Genomic DNA, 15,900 nt, shown 5'->3' on the forward strand with positions numbered 1-15,900 from the left:
ACGATTCGACGCGCCGACATGCGCGGCGAAGTGGCACTGGACCATGTCAGCTTCGCCTACCACGAGGAAGGCCGCCCCGCCGTGAATGACATCAGCCTGAGCATTCCTGCCGGCGGCAACGTCGCGATCGTCGGTCCGACCGGGTCGGGCAAGACGACGTTGGGATATCTGCTGGCGCGGCTTTACGATGTGAGCAGCGGCGCGATCCGCTTCGACGGTGTCGATCTGCGCGACCTTAGTTTCCAATCGCTATCGGAAATGCTGGGTGTCGTTTCGCAGGAGCCCTATTTGTTGCATGCGTCGGTGGCGGAGAACCTGCGCTTTGCCAAGCCCGATGCGACCGATGCCGAGCTATTCGCGGCCGCAAGGATCGCCCAGATCCACGACCATATCGCGTCGCTGCCCGAAGGCTACGGCACGCTGGTGGGCGAGGATGGCTACCGCTTCTCCGGAGGCGAAAAGCAGCGCCTGGTGCTGGCCCGCACCATCCTGCGCGACCCGCCAGTGCTGCTGCTGGACGAGGCAACCAGCGCGCTCGATAGCCGTACCGAGCGCGCCATGTCGTTGGCGCTGGCCCGCATGTCAAAGGGCCGCACAACGATCACCATTGCCCATCGGCTGTCGACGATCCGCCATGCGGATCTGATCGTGGTCATGCAGGCGGGGCGCATGGTCGAACATGGCACCCATGACCAATTGGTGGCGCTCGACGGCGTTTACGCGGGCTTGTTGCAGGGTGGGTGATCTTGCAACCGATCATCGCTTTGACGCCACTCCTTTCGCAGGATGGCGTACTGCATGGTGTTCTCGAAAATTGGCTCCCCGTTGTCGTCCTTTATGAACGATACATATTCGAGAAACAGCCCCTCCTGCCGCATCCCGAGTCGCTCGCACAGACGCCGGGAGGCGCGGTTGTGGTCCTCGACATAGGCATAAAGCCGGCGGGCTCCCTTGACGCTGAACAAGTAGGCGAACAAAGCCCGAGCCGCTTCGGAAGCAAAGCCACAACCACTGAAATCTCCGTTGAAATTCCACCCGACCGCGAACGTGTCCCCTTCAGGAACGGCAAACAGGTCCCCGATCAGCTCGCCCGAATCCTTCAGGCAGACGGCGATGCAGTCATCGCTTCGGCTTCGGTTTTCCACCTCCGCTTCAGCCGCATCCATATCGTCGAGTTTCATGGAAAGAAAGCAACTCGCTCCGGGTTCCTTTAGATAGGCATAAAGCCCGGGCGCATCTGCGCTCCGGAAATTCCTGAGGACAAGCCGATTCGTTTCAATAGGGTCCATGCAACCTCTTTTGTGATGCTCAGTCCTGCACTAACAGCTTAGTGCAGCTGACTCGCACATGACTGATACGATATTCCGGCGACAAGCGTGGACTTCGATCTGCGACAAACACGACGGGATTGAAGAGGCTGCTGAGCAACCGCCCTCCCTCCGGGCGCAACACCCTGAAGCATTCATGCCACACCGGCCGCATATCCGGCACCTAGAGGTTGGAGATCGGATGAACAATGATGTCGAATGATCTATCTGCAAAGACGGACAGATCGCGCATATCGCCCTGCACGATTTTCAACGCAAGGCCATCCCGATCCGCGACCATCTCGTCTTGCTCGAGTTGCACCGCGGATGCGTCGAACACCGTGACATCGGCACCCGCTGCCGCAAGAATCGGCGCTTGCTGACCGCCAGCACTGACAGGTCGAGACCATTCACCCCGGCTCGCCGCCTGGCGATCCCAGGCAGTACGGTTGTGCTCGAATATATCGAATGTATCGGTTGGCAGGACAGGCATCGTGTTTTGCCCGGATGGATTACTCCACCACCCGAATCAGTCAACAATGAAGAGTTTCGCGCCCGTCCTGGTGTAGGACTGATGCGGCTCCGCGTTGTCGCCCACCTGGTAGCTCATGCCCGCCGTCAAAACGAACTTCCGCCCATCCTCGAGCGTTGTTTCCAGTTCGCCCTCCATGCAGAAAAGAATGTGTCCTTTTTGGCACCAGTGATCGGCGAGGTAACCGGGGGTGTATTCCACCATCCGCACCCGGATTCGATTCTGCTCTTCACCAAAGAAGCGCGTGCGCCAATAGGCTACGCCAGTCTCTCCCCGGTGCTCCGTTCTTTCGACTTCCTGCCAGTGGGTCGTACCGAAGGCAAATGCATCCATTTTCATAATGTCACTTCCTGTATAGGTCGGGCTCTCGCACCTAAGTCGATTCGCCGTCGCGATCCACACTGTTCATTCGCATCTGATCGTCGTGGACCACCGCAGACCACTACACGATTTCCGATCTGATGGTTGACGATCTACAGCGTGGCGTTGAGCGTTGTATCTGGTCCGCACGCTGCCCGATAGTGATCTTCGCTTTGCATTCCAAAGTAATCAATCTCGCAGATCGTGAAGTGAACGGTGCAACGCGGAGACGTCGATTTTACCGAGTTTTCGGAAAAAATCACTCGCCCCTGCCGGGACACCGTCCCGGCCTCTTCAATTGCAGGCTTATATACCTTTGGCCTGTCATCATTCGCGGATACAGCAGAAGGTGTCGTTACAACGCAACGTTCGCCCGACTATAATTGTTCTGACCTTGTCCAAGAAATCGCAGTTACAAAATCGAGGAGGTGCCTAAGTGAGGCAGTGCCGTCGCATCTATTCGCGCTTGGTCCTGACGAGTTCGATCGCCGCTCTGGCGAGCCTGGCAGGCGCAGGCCTCGCGCACGCCGAGGGCAGTACTTCGAGCTTGCCGGCCGGGTTCACGCCAGCACAAAGAACGATCGACGTGTATGCCGTGTATGGCGGCGGACGCGCGACCGAAGGCGGCGATATGCACTGGCGTGCCTACCAGGTCGGCTTCGGCGACGTCTTGAATGACTATCTCTCGGTCTACGTCGCGTATGTCAACGAGGGGCATCCCGTCAATCACCACCGCGACGGCTTTGCCGCACTGGGTTCGTTGCGCTGGCCCGTTGGCGATCGTTTGGTGTTCGAATTGTCGGCGGGGCCGTATTTCAGCATGGATACGACCAGTGTCGACAACCAGCCGCGCAACGATAAGCGATGGGGCTTGCTCACCTCGGCCGCGGTGCGGTATTACCTCGTTCCCAATCGCTTCTTCCTCAAAGCGCAGTACAACCACATCCAGATGATCGGCGGACACGCCTCCGACGCGGCGCTCTTCGGCATCGGCTCGGATTTTGGCGGCAATCCTCACCCGGCGTTTTCGGACGGCAAGACGCAGCTTAGCGTTTGGGCTGGTACGTCGCAGACGAACCATCCCCAGGTGCCGATGGAAAAGGGGTACATGGTCGAACTCAAGCGGCCACTCGGTACTGCATGGGCCTATTCGGCGAGTCTCGTGTATGAAGGCAACAACGGCGTCGCAGGCCGAAGAGGCGTGGCAGCGCAATTCTGGTATGTCGCACCGATCAGGAACAAATGGACGATTTCGGCAGGTCTAGGCCCGTATCTCTCATATGATCGGGACGAGGTCTCGAGAAGAGCGAGACTCAATGCCCTGTTCAGCGCGCAGGTGAGCTATCAGTTCACGCACGATTGGGCCGCCAGCGTGCGCTTCAACCGTGTCGCAACCCGAACCGACAAGGACCAGGACATGTTCATGGTCGGCCTGGCGCGCAATTTTTAGTGCCTGATTCTCACGCGTAGACCCATTCCGCTCAAAGAGTCTTGAAGCGGGCGTCGTGGTTTCGGCTCTCGGCAGCAAGCACACCAACGATGCAGTTCGATCTGCTGACGTTGGTGCGCTGCGAAGGTGAGGCGAGCATCGACTCGACGCGATCGTCTGAAGCCGTCCCACTTGGGACGCTTGCCCTCGAGAAATAAAAGTCTGAAGGTTTAGGACAAGCGGCTGTTCGCGGGAGCACTATCTCTGTGAGACGTTTTCCAGCGCGCCGGTATCAGCGCATCAAGTCAGCTTTTTTTCAAACCAGTGGTGAGCGTATGGTTCGCTGTTAAACGCCTCGACCTCAACGTATCCGGATCGCCGATAGAGTCCGATCGCTTCAAGCAGCGTCCGATTTGTCTCCAGCCGAATAACTCGGACTCCTATCTGACGCGCATGTTTTTCGGCTTCCTCAATCAGCCGCCGACCTAGACCAAAACCGCGAGCAGACTGGCTAACCCACATCCTCTTAAGTTCGGACGGTGACTCGCCATGAAATTTAAGCGCGACGCACCCTACGGGGTTCTCGTGAAGTCTTGCTACGATCAGCGCACCTTCCGGCGCCGTCAGATCGCGGGCATCCGCCGACAGGCTGAGTGACGGATCGAACCCTGAGTCAAAGCGTGTATTGAGTTCGGCGAAGTACTGTCCAAAGCACCACCGCGCGTCTTTGCTGTTCGGGTCCTCGATTGCGAAACGCACCATGGAGGCCTCTAGCAAGCGCTCTACTTCAGACATTGCTGCGACGAGCCTTCGGCGTTGCTCATCAGATAACGGTTCAAGTAAACGGCAAGCGACAGCATCCGAAAGCTTTTCGAGTTCAGATCTTTCGTCGGCTCCAGCATCGGTCAGACTGGCGCGGCGCACTCTGCGGTCGTCCGGGTGAGTCCTGACGACTACAAGCCCTTGTTGTTCAAGGGAGGCGAGAGTTCGGCTCAGATAGCCGGAATCCAGGTTGAGGCGCGCACGCAGTGTCCGAAGGTCAGCGCCGCCCACTCCTATTTCCCACAGGAGGCGAGACTCGCCCATTGGGCGGCCACGTCCCAGGAAGCGGTCATCAATAGCGCCTATGCCCTCGGCCACTATTCGGTTGAAGCTACGAACCTGTTGAACGGCGGATGTCTTCATATCTCTGACTTTAGTCAGAGATATTGGTTTCGTCAACTTCCGAGTGCGAATAGCGGCATGAGATCGTTTGACGAAATGACTTGGTTGAGGCGAGAACACCGGCCGTTCAACGGCTGTCAACGGAGGTCGGCTCCTGGCCGTATTCTGCCCGATTGTAGACGGCCGTTCGTCGCGGCAAAAACCATCTTCCTGAGCGACAGGCTTTCGCTCAGGCCAATCGGTGTATCCATCGCGGCGCCATTTCGATCTCCGCCAAATCCGCTCGGCCGTCAGCCAACCGCTACGTCACGCTCACCGAATGCGCGCTGCCGAACCTTGACCGGATACCGATCCCCCCGCGCACTTCCAGGCACGTTGGCTAGTCGGGTCAGCGGTGCCTCGCGCACAGATTCCCGCGCCGCTTTGGAGTAGCATGGTTCTGTTGAACCGAATGCATTGAACGCGGCCCCGCGGGTTGCAATGATCGCGCACGTTCGTGGTCTGGGTCGTCATTCGAGAGCGCCAGTGAACGAAGTTCGAGACTTTCATCGGGTGTGCGCCGCAGCACGCCCCGTGCATATCCATGCAAATCAGATCGGGAGATTCAAATGAATTCAGCAACCACCACGCCTTCGTCCACCCCGGGCTATGGTTTTCACTGCGATCTGACGGCGGCGGATTTTGCGCAGGCCGTGACGCTGGTGACCGAGGCGCTCAAGGCCGAGGGCTTCGGGGTACTGACCGACATCGACGTGCAGGCCACCATGAAGGCCAAGCTGGGGGTCGATGGGCGCCCGTATCGGATCCTCGGCGCCTGCAATCCGCCGCTGGCCCACCAGGCGCTGGGGGCCGATCCCGACATCGGGCTGCTGCTGCCTTGCAACGTCGTTGTTCGCGAAGACGCCGACGGGCGTATCGTCGTCGGTTTCATGGACCCGGTGGCCGTGCTGCAGCTGACCGGCGACCCCGAGATCGGCCGCGTCGCGCATGAAGTGCGCGCGCGACTGGAGCGAGTGCGCGCAGCGCTCGTCGCTCGGTCCGACGGGTCAACGCGGCACTGAGCTGAGATCGCCCGAGTCTTGCCACTGCCGCGTCACCCCCGCCTCACACTTCATTGACTCTCACCCCGCCCACGAACGCCTCGATATTGGCGATCAGCTGATCGGCCAGCGCCTGCTGCGCCTGGTCCGACGCCCAGGCGACGTGCGGCGTGACGATGACGTTGGGCCGATGCGCGGCGCGCATGAGCGGGCTGTCGGCCGGAGGCGGCTCGCCGCCGGCGGCGACGTCGAAGCCGGCGCCGCTGACCAGCCCTTCGTCGAGCGCGGTGACCAGGTCGGCCTCGTCGACGAGCCCGCCGCGGGCCGTGTTGATGATCAGCGGCCGGCGTTGCATCGCGCGAAATTCGGGCAGCGCCAGCAGGCCCTGTGTGTGCGGCGTGAGCGGGCAATGCAGCGTGATGATGTCGCTGGTGGCCAGCATTTCCTCCCAGGGCGTGTAAAGCGAGCCGAGTCCGCTCTTGCCCTTGTGCGCGGCGAACAGCGGCACCATGCCGAAGGCCCGGCCAAGCTCCGCGACACGCTGGCCGAGCACGCCCGCGCCGACGATGCCCAGGCGCGCGCCGCGCAGGTCGTGAATCGGATGATCGAAGAAACAGAACTGCCCGGCGCGCTGCCAGGCGCCGGCCAGCACATCGTCGCGATAGGCGACCAGATTGCGGCGCAGCGCGAGGATGAGCGCGAAGGTGTGCTCTGGCACGGTGTCCACCGCGTAGCCGCGAATGTTGCTCACAGCGACCTCGCGGGCGCGGCACGCCGCCTTGTCGACACAGTCGGTGCCGGTGGCCGCCACGGCGATGAGCTTCAACCCGGGCGCGTCGCGCAGCACCGCCTCGCGCAATGCGACTTTGTTGGTGATGGCGATGGTCGCGCCCGCCAGCCGCGCCGCGACCTCATGCGGCTGCGTGCGGTCGTATTCGATCCATTCGTGCGCGAACGCGGGGCGGCGCAGGCGAATCTGCGGCGCGAGCGTCGCGCGGTCGAGAAAAACGATTTTATGCATGGTCAAGGTGTGTGCCGGTGCGGCAGGGTTCAAAGGAGCCGCATTGCTTGCGATGCGACCTGCTCGGCAGTGATGCCGAAGTGTTCGTAAAGCGCCTCGCCGGGCCCGGAGGCGCCGAAGCCGGTCATGCCGACGAAGGCGCCGCGCTCGCCGAGATAGCGGTCCCAGCCGAGCCGCACCGCTGCTTCGATGCCCACGCGCACGGTGCCGGGCCCGAGCACGGCGGCGCGGTAATCGGCGTCCTGCGCCTCGAACAGCGCCCAGCACGGCATCGACACCACGGCGCTCGGCACGCCCTGGCCCTGCAGCCGCGCACGGGCGGCCAGCGCCACGGCGACTTCCGAGCCGGTGGCCAGCAAGGTGACTTGCCGCGCGCCGCCTTCGGCTTCGGCCAGCACATATGCGCCGCGGCGCGAGAGGTTTTCCTCGACGTGTTCGGCGCGCACCCGCGGCAGGCCCTGACGGGCGAACACCAGCGTGCTCGGGCCGGTGCGATGCTCGAGCGCGACCATCCAGCACTCGGCGGCCTCGACCGCGTCGGCCGGGCGCATCACCAGCATGTTCGGCATCGCCCGCAACGAGGCCAGGATCTCGACCGGCTGATGGGTCGGGCCGTTCTTGCCCACCCCGATCGAGTCGTGGCTGAAGACGAATTTGACCGGCAAGCCCATCAGCGCGGCCATGCGCATCGCCGGCCGCTCGTAGTCGGAAAACGCCAGATAGGTGACGGCCAGCGCAATCACGCCGCCATGCGCGGCCATGCCGTTGGCCATCGCCCCCATCAGATGCTCGCGCACGCCGCAGTGCACATAAGCGCCGGCGCGCTCGCCGGCCGCAAACGCGCGCAGTTGCCGCTTGTGTCCGGTGGGCGCTTCCAGGTCGGCGCAACCGACCATGCGCTCCGGCAGATGCGGTGTGAGCAAGTCGTTGATGTCGGCCGAGATCATGATGCCGGCCTGGGCCTCGTCGCTTTGCATCGCGCGCCGGCGATAGTCTTCGAGCACGTCGCGCCAGCCCTCGGGCAGCTGGCCAGCCTGAATGCGCTCGAACTCGGCGCGCTCGGCCGGCGCCAGCGCGGCCACGCGCTCGCGCCAGGCATCGTATTCACCCTGGCTGCGGCGCCCGGCGGCGCGCCAGGCGTCGAGCACCGGGCCCGGCATCTCGAACGGTGCATGCGGCCAATCCAGCGCGTCGCGCATCTGCCGGGCGTCGTCGGCGAACAGGCGCCCGCTGTGGCCGCCGCGCTGGCCCTGCAGGCGCGCGATGCCGCGCGCGATGACGGTGCGGCACGCCAGCAGCGACGGGCGCGGGTCCTGGCGCGCGTTGTCCAGCGCGGCCGACACCGCTTCGAGGTCGTGCCCGTCGACTTCCTGCACATGCCAGCCGGCCACGCGAAAGCGCGCCGCGACATCTTCGCTGATCGACAGTTCGGTGCTGCCGTCGTCGGTGATCCGGTTGTCGTCCCAGCACAGGATCAGCTTGCCCAGGCGCAGGTGCCCGGCCAGCGAGATCATCTCCTGGCCGATGCCTTCCTGCAGGCAGCCGTCGCCGACGAACGCGTAGGTGTAGTGGTCGACAATGCCGCGGCCGAAGCGGGCCGCCAGGTAGGCCTCGGCAATCGCCATGCCCATCGCATTGGCAATGCCCTGCCCGAGCGGCCCGGTGGTGACTTCGATACCGGCGCCGGTGTCGAATTCCGGATGTCCGGCGCAATGCGAGCCGAGCTCCCGGAACGACTGGATCTGATCGAGTCCGATACGCTTGTAGCCAGTCAAATAAAGCAGCGAGTACAGCAGCATCGAGCCGTGCCCGTTGGAGAGCACGAAGCGATCGCGGTCGGCCCAGGCCGGGTCGGCCGGATTGAATTTGAGATGGCGCGTGAAGAGCGCCGTGGCGATCTCGGCCATGCCCAGCGGCACGCCCTGATGCCCTTCGCCGGCTTGCAGAATGGCGTCGATGGACAGAAAGCGTATTGCGTTGGCCAACGCCTTGGCATCGGTGTGCGACATGACAAAAGCATCCTTCGCGCGGCCCTTGGACGGGCCGCGTCAGTCAAAAAAGTGAGTGATGGAGCGTTTGGGTGCGGCAACGCTGCGGCATGCCGCACCGCAGGTTCAGAGAAACCCGGTGGAGATCCACGGCACCGCCACGACCACCGCCAGGCCCGCGGCAAGCGCGCCCAGATATGGCCAGATGCGGCGCAATCCGGCGTTGGGATCGACCCGGCCGATCGTGCAGGCCGCGTAGTAGCCCAGGCCGAACGGCGGCGTGAACAGACCGATGCCCATGGCGAGAATCACGGTGATGGCGTAATGAACTTCGTTGATGCCGGCCTGGCGCGCGATCGGAAACAGCAGCGAGCCGAACAGCACCATCGCCGGGATGCCCTCGAGCACGCTGCCAAGAACCACGAAGGCGATCACCGAGATGAACAGGAACCCGTAAGCGCCGCCAGGCATGCGCGCCATCGCGTCGGCCAGCGTCTGCGAAAAGCTCGCCTGGGTCAAAGCCCACGCCATCGCGGTGGCCGCGCCGATGATCAGCAAAATCGCGCCGGACAGCGATGCGGTTTCGACCAGCATCGGATAGATGCGCCGCCAATCGAACTGGCGATACACCAGCAAGCCGATCACCACCGTGTAGGCAATGCCGATGGTCGAGACTTCGGTGGCCGTGGCCACGCCCTCGGCCACCGCATAGCGGATCAGCACCGGCAATACCAGCGCCGGCAGCGCTACGACCAGCGTGCGCAACACCGTATTGAGGCTCGCCCGCGGCACCTCGGCGGCCGCGTCGCCGGTACGCCGCCGGGCGATCACGGCCAGCGCCAGCGCCAGCACGATGCCGGGCAGCAGGCCGCCCTTGAACAGCGCGGCAATCGACACGCCCGTGACCGAACCGATGATGATCAACACCAGCGACGGCGGAATCGTCTCGGCCATCGCGCCGCACGCGGCCAGCAGCGACACCAGCTCGCCCTCGGGAATGCCGCGCCGTTTCATTTCCGGGAACAGCACCGGCGCGACCGCCGCCATATCGGCCGTCTTGGCGCCCGAGATGCCGGAAACCAGCAGCATCGCCCCGATCAGCACGTACGAGAGCCCGCCCTTGACGTGACCCAGCAGCGAGGCGAGAAAAGCCACCATCGCCTTGGCCATCTGGGTCATTTCGATGAGTTGGCCCAGCAGGATGAACAGCGGCACGGCCAGCAGCACCAGCGAGCTCATGCCCTCGTTCATCTGTCCGGTGATGACCGCCAGCGGCGTGGTCGTGGTGGTGAGCAGGCACGCCACCGTGCACAGTCCGAAACAGAACGCGATCGGCAGCCCGACCAGCACGCCGCCGCCGAGCAGCAGGCCGAAGAAAATCACCAGGTTCCAGTTGCCCATGTTCGCGAGCAGATCGCGCGCGCCGTAAAGCGCGAGCGCGATGAGTGCCAGCGCGCCGAAACCGAGCAGCAATTCACGCGCCCGATGCCGCATCAGCCGGACCGCGCAGATCGCCAGCATCAGCGCGGCACCCACCGGCACCGCCGCCGCGCGCACGGTGTCGTGCAGCCCCAGCACAGGCGTCTGAACGATCCACTGGTCGGATGCGTAATTGATCGACGGGCCGAGCATGATGACCAGAAATACGCACGGCGCGCCGATCGCCAGCACCTCGGCAAACGCCTTCCACCGGCCCGGCATGCGTGCGGCCAGCACCGTCATACGCATGTGGTGCCCGCGCCGCAAGGCGACGGCCGAGCCCAGCATCGCCAGCCACAGGAACAGGATGGAAGCGATCTCGTCGCTCCATACCAGCGGGTGGTTGAAGACGAAGCGCGCAATGATGCCGACCAGCAGGATCACGACCTCGGCCAGTACCGCGATGGCCGAGGGGATTTCGATCAGCCAGCCGAGCGCGCTGTCGCACCGCCCCTGCCAGGCAGGCAGGGGTTGCTCGTCGATCGAGAGCACGCTTGTCATGCCAGCGCCCCGGTGGTTTGCTGCAGCAGGTCCCAGCCCTGCGCGCCGAACTTCGCGCGCCAGTCGCGATAGAAGCTGGTCTTGCTCAACTGGTTGCGGAACGCCTGCTTGTCGACATCGACGATCTGCAGGCCCTTGCTGGCCAGGCTTTGGCTCAACGTCGAGTTGAGTGCGGCGATGTCGGCCCGCTCTTCGGTGGCCGCGCGATCGAACTCCTTGAGCACGATGGCCTGCACGTCGCTCGGCAGACGCTTGAAGGCGGCCGGGTTGCCGAGAATCCAGTACGCGTCCCAGACGTGGCTGGTCATGCTGACGTACTTCTGCACTTCATAGAGCTTCGCGGTGGAGATGATCGGCAGCGGGTTTTCCTGGCCGTCGACCAGGTGGGTCTGCAGCGCCGAATACAGTTCGTTGAAGTTGATCGGCGTGGGACCTGCCTTGAGCGACTGGAACAGCGAGATCAGCATCGGCGCGACCGGCACGCGGATCTTGAAGCCATGCAGGTCGTCCGGCGTGCGGATCGGCTTGGTCGACGAGGTGATCTGCCGGAAGCCGTTATCCCACGGACGCGACATCGCAAGCATGCCGGCCTTGGCGATTTGCGCCTGGGTGTATTTGCCCAGATCGCCGTCCATCGCTTTCCAGACATGATCGTAGTCGGGAAAGGCGAAGCCGGTGTTGGCGATGCCGGCGGCCGGCACGAGCGTGGAGAGCACCGAGGCGGCCATGTTGATGAATTCGACCCCGCCATTGCGGATCTGTGACAGCAGATCGGTGTCGGAGCCGAGCTGATTGCTCGGAAATACGCGAATCTCCAGACGCCCGCCGGTGGCCTGCAGAATGCGCTCGGCAGCCTGCTTGGCGCGCACGTTCACCGGATGGCTCGGGTCCTGGCCGGTGGCCAGCTTGTAGGAGAACTGCGGCGCCGAAAACGCCCGGCCGGAGACGCTCACCAACGGCGCGGCCACCGACAGTGCGGCGCCGGCTTTCAGGAAGGTACGGCGGTTGATGCGGGTCTTCGTGTTGGAATCCGTGCTCATAATGTGCTCCTCCAGTGATGGGTGTATTGCTGTTGTAGTTTTAACGCTTGTTTGAACCGCCCCGGCGCGCGCCTGCGCGCCGGTATGTTGCCACTGCTTAACCGTGAATCAGCATGCCGCCGTTGACGTCGATCACCGCGCCGGTGATGTAGGACGACAGATCCGAGGCAAGGAACGTGAAGGCGCCGGCCACGTCGTCGGGCACGCCGATGCGATTGAGCGGAATTCCCGCCAGGATCTCGACCCGCTTTTCGTCGCTGATCTTGCCGGCGTTGATATCGGTGTGAATCAGGCCCGGCGTGACGCAATTGACGCGAATGCCGTCAATGCCGAACTCGCGCGCCATCGCCTTGGCCAGACCCAGTACGCCGGCCTTGGCGGCCGAGTAATGCGGGCCGCCCAGGATGCCGCCGCCGCGCTGCGCCGATACCGACGACATGCAGGCGATCGAGCCGCTATGCTGTTTTTTCATCTGCGGAATGACCGCTTGCGACAGATAAAGAACACCGCGCAGATTCACGTCGAGAATCTTGTCCCAGCTCGCCGCGTCGATGTCGAGCAACTTGACCGGCTGGGTGATACCGGCGTTGTTGACCAGCACGTCGATGCGGCCGAAATCGCCGACGATCTGCTCGACCGCGGCCACGCACGCCTGCTTGTTGGTCACGTCGCAGGCATAGCCGCGATGCTCGGCGCCAAGACCTGCCGCGGCCTCGGCGGCGGCCGCCTGATCGAGGTCGAGAATGGCGACGCGCGCGCCGTGCCGGGCAAACATGCGCGCGGTGGCAATGCCGATGCCGCGCGGCGACGCCGCGCCGGAGATCACGGCAACCTTGCCGTCCAGAAGTTTTGTCTCGCTCATTTTGTTGTCCTAAAGTGGGTCACTCGAGAGGTTTTCGTCAGGGTGGCCGACGCCTCAGCGCAGCCAGGTTTTCACGGTATCGGCCATGGCCTGCGTGGAGATGCCGTAGCGATCGTGCAGGGTCGGCAGCGCACCGGCGTCGAGGAACGCATCGGGCAGGCCGATCTGGCGGAAGGCCGGCGTCACGCCGTGGCTCAGCAGCACGGCTGCGACTGCTTCGCCGAGCCCGCCGATCACCGTGTGGTTCTCGGCGACCACCACCAGGCGGCCGCTGCGGCGCGCCTCGCGCAGAATCGTCGCGGTATCGAGCGGCTTGATGGTCGGCACGTGCAGCACGCCCACGTCGATGCGGTCGTGCGCGAGCGTCTTGGCGACTTCGAGCGCGCGCATCGTCATGATCCCCGACGAAATGATCAGCACGTCGGCGCCGTCGCGCAGCAACTTGGCCTTGCCGAGCTCGAAGCGATAGTCGTATTCGTCGAGCACCACCGGCACGTTGCCGCGCAGCAGGCGCGCGTAGACGGGGCCGTGATGCGCGGCCATGGCAGGCACCATCTGCTCGATCTCAATCGCGTCGCACGGGTCGATCACCGTCAGGTTCGGCATGGCGCGAAACAGCGCCAGATCCTCGGCGGCCTGGTGGCTCGGCCCGTAGCCGGTGGTCAGCCCCGGCAGCGCGCAGGCGATCTTGACGTTCAGATTGTCTTCGGCGATTGCCTGGTGAATGAAGTCGTAGGCGCGGCGCGCGGCAAACACCGCATAGGTGGTGACGAACGGCAGCGCGCCTTCATGAGCCATGCCGGCGGCGGCGCCCATCAGCAGTTGCTCGGCCATGCCCATCTGGTAATAGCGCTCGGGAAAGGCCTGCGCGAAGATGTGCAGGTCGGTGTATTTGCCCAGGTCGGCCGTCATGCCGACGACGTCCGAGCGTTCGCGCGCCAGCGCCACCAGCGCATTGCCGAACGGTGCGGCGCGGGTGGCCTGCCCGTCGCCCGCGATCGAGGCGATCATCGCCGAGGTTTTAAGGCGCGGCTTGGTTGCGGCGGTGCTCATGCTTTTCTCCCGGCGTCGAGCGCTTGCAGCGCGAGTTGCCATTCGTGCGCTTCGACCCGAATGAAGTGATTTTTCTCGCGGGCTTCGAGGAACGGCACGCCGCTGCCCATTTTGGTGTCGCACACGATCATGCGCGGGCAGGCGCCGCGGTGCGCGCGTGCCGCGTCGAAGGCGGCGATCACGGCGGCCAGGTCGTTGCCGTCGATGCGCTGCACGAACCAGCCGAACGCCTGGAGTTTGTCGACCAGCGGCTCGAAGGCCATGACCTGGGTCGACGGCCCGTCGGCTTGCTGATTGTTGACGTCGACGATGCCGATCAGGTTGTCGAGCTGCCAGTGGCTGGCCGACATGATGCCCTCCCACACGGCGCCCTCGTCGAGCTCGCCGTCGGAGAACAAGGTGTAGACGAAGGCGTCGGAGCCGCGGCGCTTGAGCCCCAGGCAACGGCCCACCGCAATCGTCAGGCCCTGGCCGAGCGAGCCGCCCGACATTTCCATGCCGGGCGTATAACTGGCCATGCCCGACATCGGCAGCCGGCTATCGTCGCTGCCATACGTTTCCAGTTCTTCCTCGGGGAGGATGCCGGCCTCGATCAACGCCGCATACAGGGCAATCGCGTAGTGTCCGTTGGACAGCAAAAAGCGGTCACGTCCTTCCCATTCGGGATCCTCCGCACGGTAGCGCAACGCGTGGCCGTAAGCGACCGCGAGTACGTCGGCGATATCGAGAGCCTGGGCAATGTAGCCCTGGCCCTGCACCTCGCCCATGCGTATCGCGTTGCGCCGGATACGGTAGGCACACTCCGCGAGACGGGCATGCAACCCGGAGTCGCTTGTAGTCACCATGTTCTCCTTGTGCCGGCCGTCGCACTCGGGCGCGACCGGATTGGTTTGATGGATGCGGGCATGCTGCCGCCGCCTCGCAAGAACCTGGGCTGGGGCAAGATGCTTGCCGTCGCAGCCAGTGAAATAAGCTTAAAGACTTGAATCGGCCCGCTCAAACGAATTAATATGGGCTTATCGTTGAATTCAATTCATGCGTCCGCTGCAATGCACAATCGCGTCACACTCAAGTCGGTACAGGCTTTCGAGGCCGCCGCGCGGCTGTCTTCCTTCGCGCTTGCGGCGGAGGAATTGTTCGTGACGCCCTCGGCGATCAGTCATCAGATCAAGCTGCTGGAAGAACAATTGAGCGTCAGGCTGTTCCATCGCGTGCATCGCGCGGTGGTTCTGACGGACCTGGGCCGGCAGTACGCCGAGGAGATCGCCGCGGCATTCTCGCGCATCGATCACGCGACCCGGGAGCTGGGCCGCGCCGCCAAGAGCGACATTCTCACCATCCACTGCACGCCGAGCTTTGCCACGCAATGGCTGATGCGGCGCCTGGCGCGTTTCAGCGCGCTGCACCCGGACATCGATGTGCGCCTGAATGCCTCGGCCGGCGCGGCCGATCTGCTGTCGGAGGAGATCGACGTCGACATCCGCTACGGCGCGCGCAAGTTGCAGCCGCCGGGCGCGATGGTCTTCGAGCTGCCGCCCGAGACCGTCGCACCGCTTTGCTCGCCTGAACTTGCCCATGGCGAGCATCCGATCACTCGGGCGGCGGACTTGCAGCATCACACGCTGATTCACAGCGAGGGCTGTCTGGTGAGCTGGCGCGACTGGATGCGCCAGCACCGCAAAGTGCCGCTCGACGTCACGCGCGGCCCCCGCTTCGACCGCTCATTCATGTCGATCAGCGCGGCCGTCGACGGCTTGGGAGTCTGTCTCGACAGCCTGCTGCTCGCGCAACGCGAACTCGAAACCGGGCAACTGGTCGCCCCGCTCGGCCTGACGGGGCTCACCGTGCGGGGCTATACGCTGAATGTGCTCAAAACCCGGGCGGAACTGCCGAAGGTGCGCAGTTTTCACGACTGGCTGTTCGGCGAACTGGAAAAATGAGCGGGCGCGCATCGCGCGCCGTATGAAGAAAAAGCGCATCGGGGTTACCCACCCCACCGGGGCGTTTCGGGAGCCCTAGTCGCCCGCAAAAATCTAAGGCAAACTACGATTCAAGCGCAACGATACCGATTGGTGCGCGGGTATCTGTGAGACTGAATCCAATCAGCCTGGACCTATTTCGAGG

14 protein-coding genes and 1 pseudogene are annotated in these 15,900 nt (G+C 63.7%); 4 read left to right on the top strand and 11 right to left on the bottom strand.

Annotated elements, in window-relative coordinates; translation table 11 throughout:
* Nucleotides 1-18: 18 nt before the first annotated feature.
* Nucleotides 19-744 (top strand): ABC transporter ATP-binding protein, encoded by a 726-nt coding sequence (locus tag PATSB16_RS21140; RefSeq protein WP_237170370.1) that lies wholly within the window; start codon nucleotides 19-21, stop codon nucleotides 742-744.
* On the opposite strand, the gene PATSB16_RS13735 is transcribed toward PATSB16_RS21140, so the two are convergent.
* The 3 genes and pseudogenes from PATSB16_RS13735 to PATSB16_RS13745 form a co-directional block, all read right to left on the bottom strand.
* Nucleotides 717-1,289: a GNAT family N-acetyltransferase gene (locus PATSB16_RS13735; protein ID WP_047214680.1), complete on the bottom strand. Its 573-nt coding sequence runs from the start codon at nucleotides 1,287-1,289 to the stop codon at nucleotides 717-719. The genes PATSB16_RS21140 and PATSB16_RS13735 overlap by 28 nt on opposite strands.
* Nucleotides 1,290-1,371: 82 nt before the next feature.
* Nucleotides 1,372-1,800 (bottom strand): annotated as a pseudogene (locus PATSB16_RS13740) (class I SAM-dependent methyltransferase); the annotation flags it as partial.
* Between the two features lie 36 nt (nucleotides 1,801-1,836).
* Nucleotides 1,837-2,178, bottom strand: coding sequence for a DHCW motif cupin fold protein (locus PATSB16_RS13745; protein ID WP_047214682.1), 342 nt, complete (start codon nucleotides 2,176-2,178; stop codon nucleotides 1,837-1,839).
* Nucleotides 2,179-2,635: 457 nt separating this feature from the next.
* On the opposite strand from PATSB16_RS13745, the gene PATSB16_RS13750 reads away from it, so the two are divergent.
* Nucleotides 2,636-3,649, top strand: a complete 1,014-nt coding sequence (locus PATSB16_RS13750) for a hypothetical protein (protein ID WP_047214683.1) — start codon at nucleotides 2,636-2,638, stop codon at nucleotides 3,647-3,649.
* 279 nt (nucleotides 3,650-3,928) lie between these two features.
* Here PATSB16_RS13750 and PATSB16_RS13755 read toward each other — a convergent pair whose 3' ends face one another.
* Complete coding sequence (locus PATSB16_RS13755; RefSeq protein ID WP_047214685.1) at nucleotides 3,929-4,813, bottom strand: bifunctional helix-turn-helix transcriptional regulator/GNAT family N-acetyltransferase; 885 nt, start codon at nucleotides 4,811-4,813, stop codon at nucleotides 3,929-3,931.
* 587 nt (nucleotides 4,814-5,400) lie between these two features.
* On the opposite strand from PATSB16_RS13755, the gene PATSB16_RS13760 reads away from it, so the two are divergent.
* Complete coding sequence (locus tag PATSB16_RS13760; protein WP_047214686.1) at nucleotides 5,401-5,853, top strand: DUF302 domain-containing protein; 453 nt, start codon at nucleotides 5,401-5,403, stop codon at nucleotides 5,851-5,853.
* Between the two features lie 43 nt (nucleotides 5,854-5,896).
* Here the strand turns inward: PATSB16_RS13760 and PATSB16_RS13765 are convergent, their stop codons facing one another.
* The 7 genes from PATSB16_RS13765 to PATSB16_RS13795 all read right to left on the bottom strand — a co-directional run bounded on the left by PATSB16_RS13765 (nucleotide 5,897) and on the right by PATSB16_RS13795 (nucleotide 14,621).
* Nucleotides 5,897-6,853: a D-2-hydroxyacid dehydrogenase gene (locus PATSB16_RS13765; RefSeq protein ID WP_047214687.1), complete on the bottom strand. Its 957-nt coding sequence runs from the start codon at nucleotides 6,851-6,853 to the stop codon at nucleotides 5,897-5,899.
* Nucleotides 6,854-6,882: 29 nt separating this feature from the next.
* Entirely contained in the window at nucleotides 6,883-8,862 is a 1,980-nt protein-coding gene (gene tkt / locus PATSB16_RS13770) for a transketolase (RefSeq protein ID WP_047214688.1), read from the bottom strand.
* 105 nt (nucleotides 8,863-8,967) lie between these two features.
* The gene (locus PATSB16_RS13775) at nucleotides 8,968-10,821 is read right to left on the bottom strand and encodes a TRAP transporter large permease (RefSeq protein ID WP_047214689.1); all 1,854 of its coding nucleotides are present in this window, start codon (nucleotides 10,819-10,821) and stop codon (nucleotides 8,968-8,970) included.
* Nucleotides 10,818-11,861 carry a TRAP transporter substrate-binding protein gene (locus PATSB16_RS13780; RefSeq protein WP_047214690.1) on the bottom strand — a complete coding sequence of 348 codons (1,044 nt, stop codon included), beginning with the start codon at nucleotides 11,859-11,861 and terminating at the stop codon, nucleotides 10,818-10,820. Before PATSB16_RS13780 ends, PATSB16_RS13775 begins: the two co-directional genes overlap by 4 nt.
* A 97-nt stretch (nucleotides 11,862-11,958) precedes the next feature.
* Entirely contained in the window at nucleotides 11,959-12,723 is a 765-nt protein-coding gene (locus tag PATSB16_RS13785; protein ID WP_047214691.1) for an SDR family NAD(P)-dependent oxidoreductase, read from the bottom strand.
* Between the two features lie 54 nt (nucleotides 12,724-12,777).
* A complete protein-coding gene (locus PATSB16_RS13790) occupies nucleotides 12,778-13,776 on the bottom strand; it encodes a transketolase family protein (RefSeq protein ID WP_047214692.1) in 999 nt (332 codons plus the stop codon).
* A complete protein-coding gene (locus PATSB16_RS13795; protein ID WP_047214695.1) occupies nucleotides 13,773-14,621 on the bottom strand; it encodes a transketolase in 849 nt (282 codons plus the stop codon). The genes PATSB16_RS13790 and PATSB16_RS13795 overlap by 4 nt, the downstream gene beginning before the upstream one ends.
* Before the next feature lie 204 nt (nucleotides 14,622-14,825).
* On the opposite strand from PATSB16_RS13795, the gene gcvA reads away from it, so the two are divergent.
* Nucleotides 14,826-15,716, top strand: a complete 891-nt coding sequence (gcvA, locus tag PATSB16_RS13800; protein ID WP_047214696.1) for a transcriptional regulator GcvA — start codon at nucleotides 14,826-14,828, stop codon at nucleotides 15,714-15,716.
* Nucleotides 15,717-15,900 lie beyond the last annotated feature (184 nt).

The sequence above is a fragment of the Pandoraea thiooxydans genome, from assembly GCF_001931675.1.
In the GTDB taxonomy this organism is placed as follows: Bacteria; Pseudomonadota; Gammaproteobacteria; order Burkholderiales; family Burkholderiaceae; genus Pandoraea; species Pandoraea thiooxydans.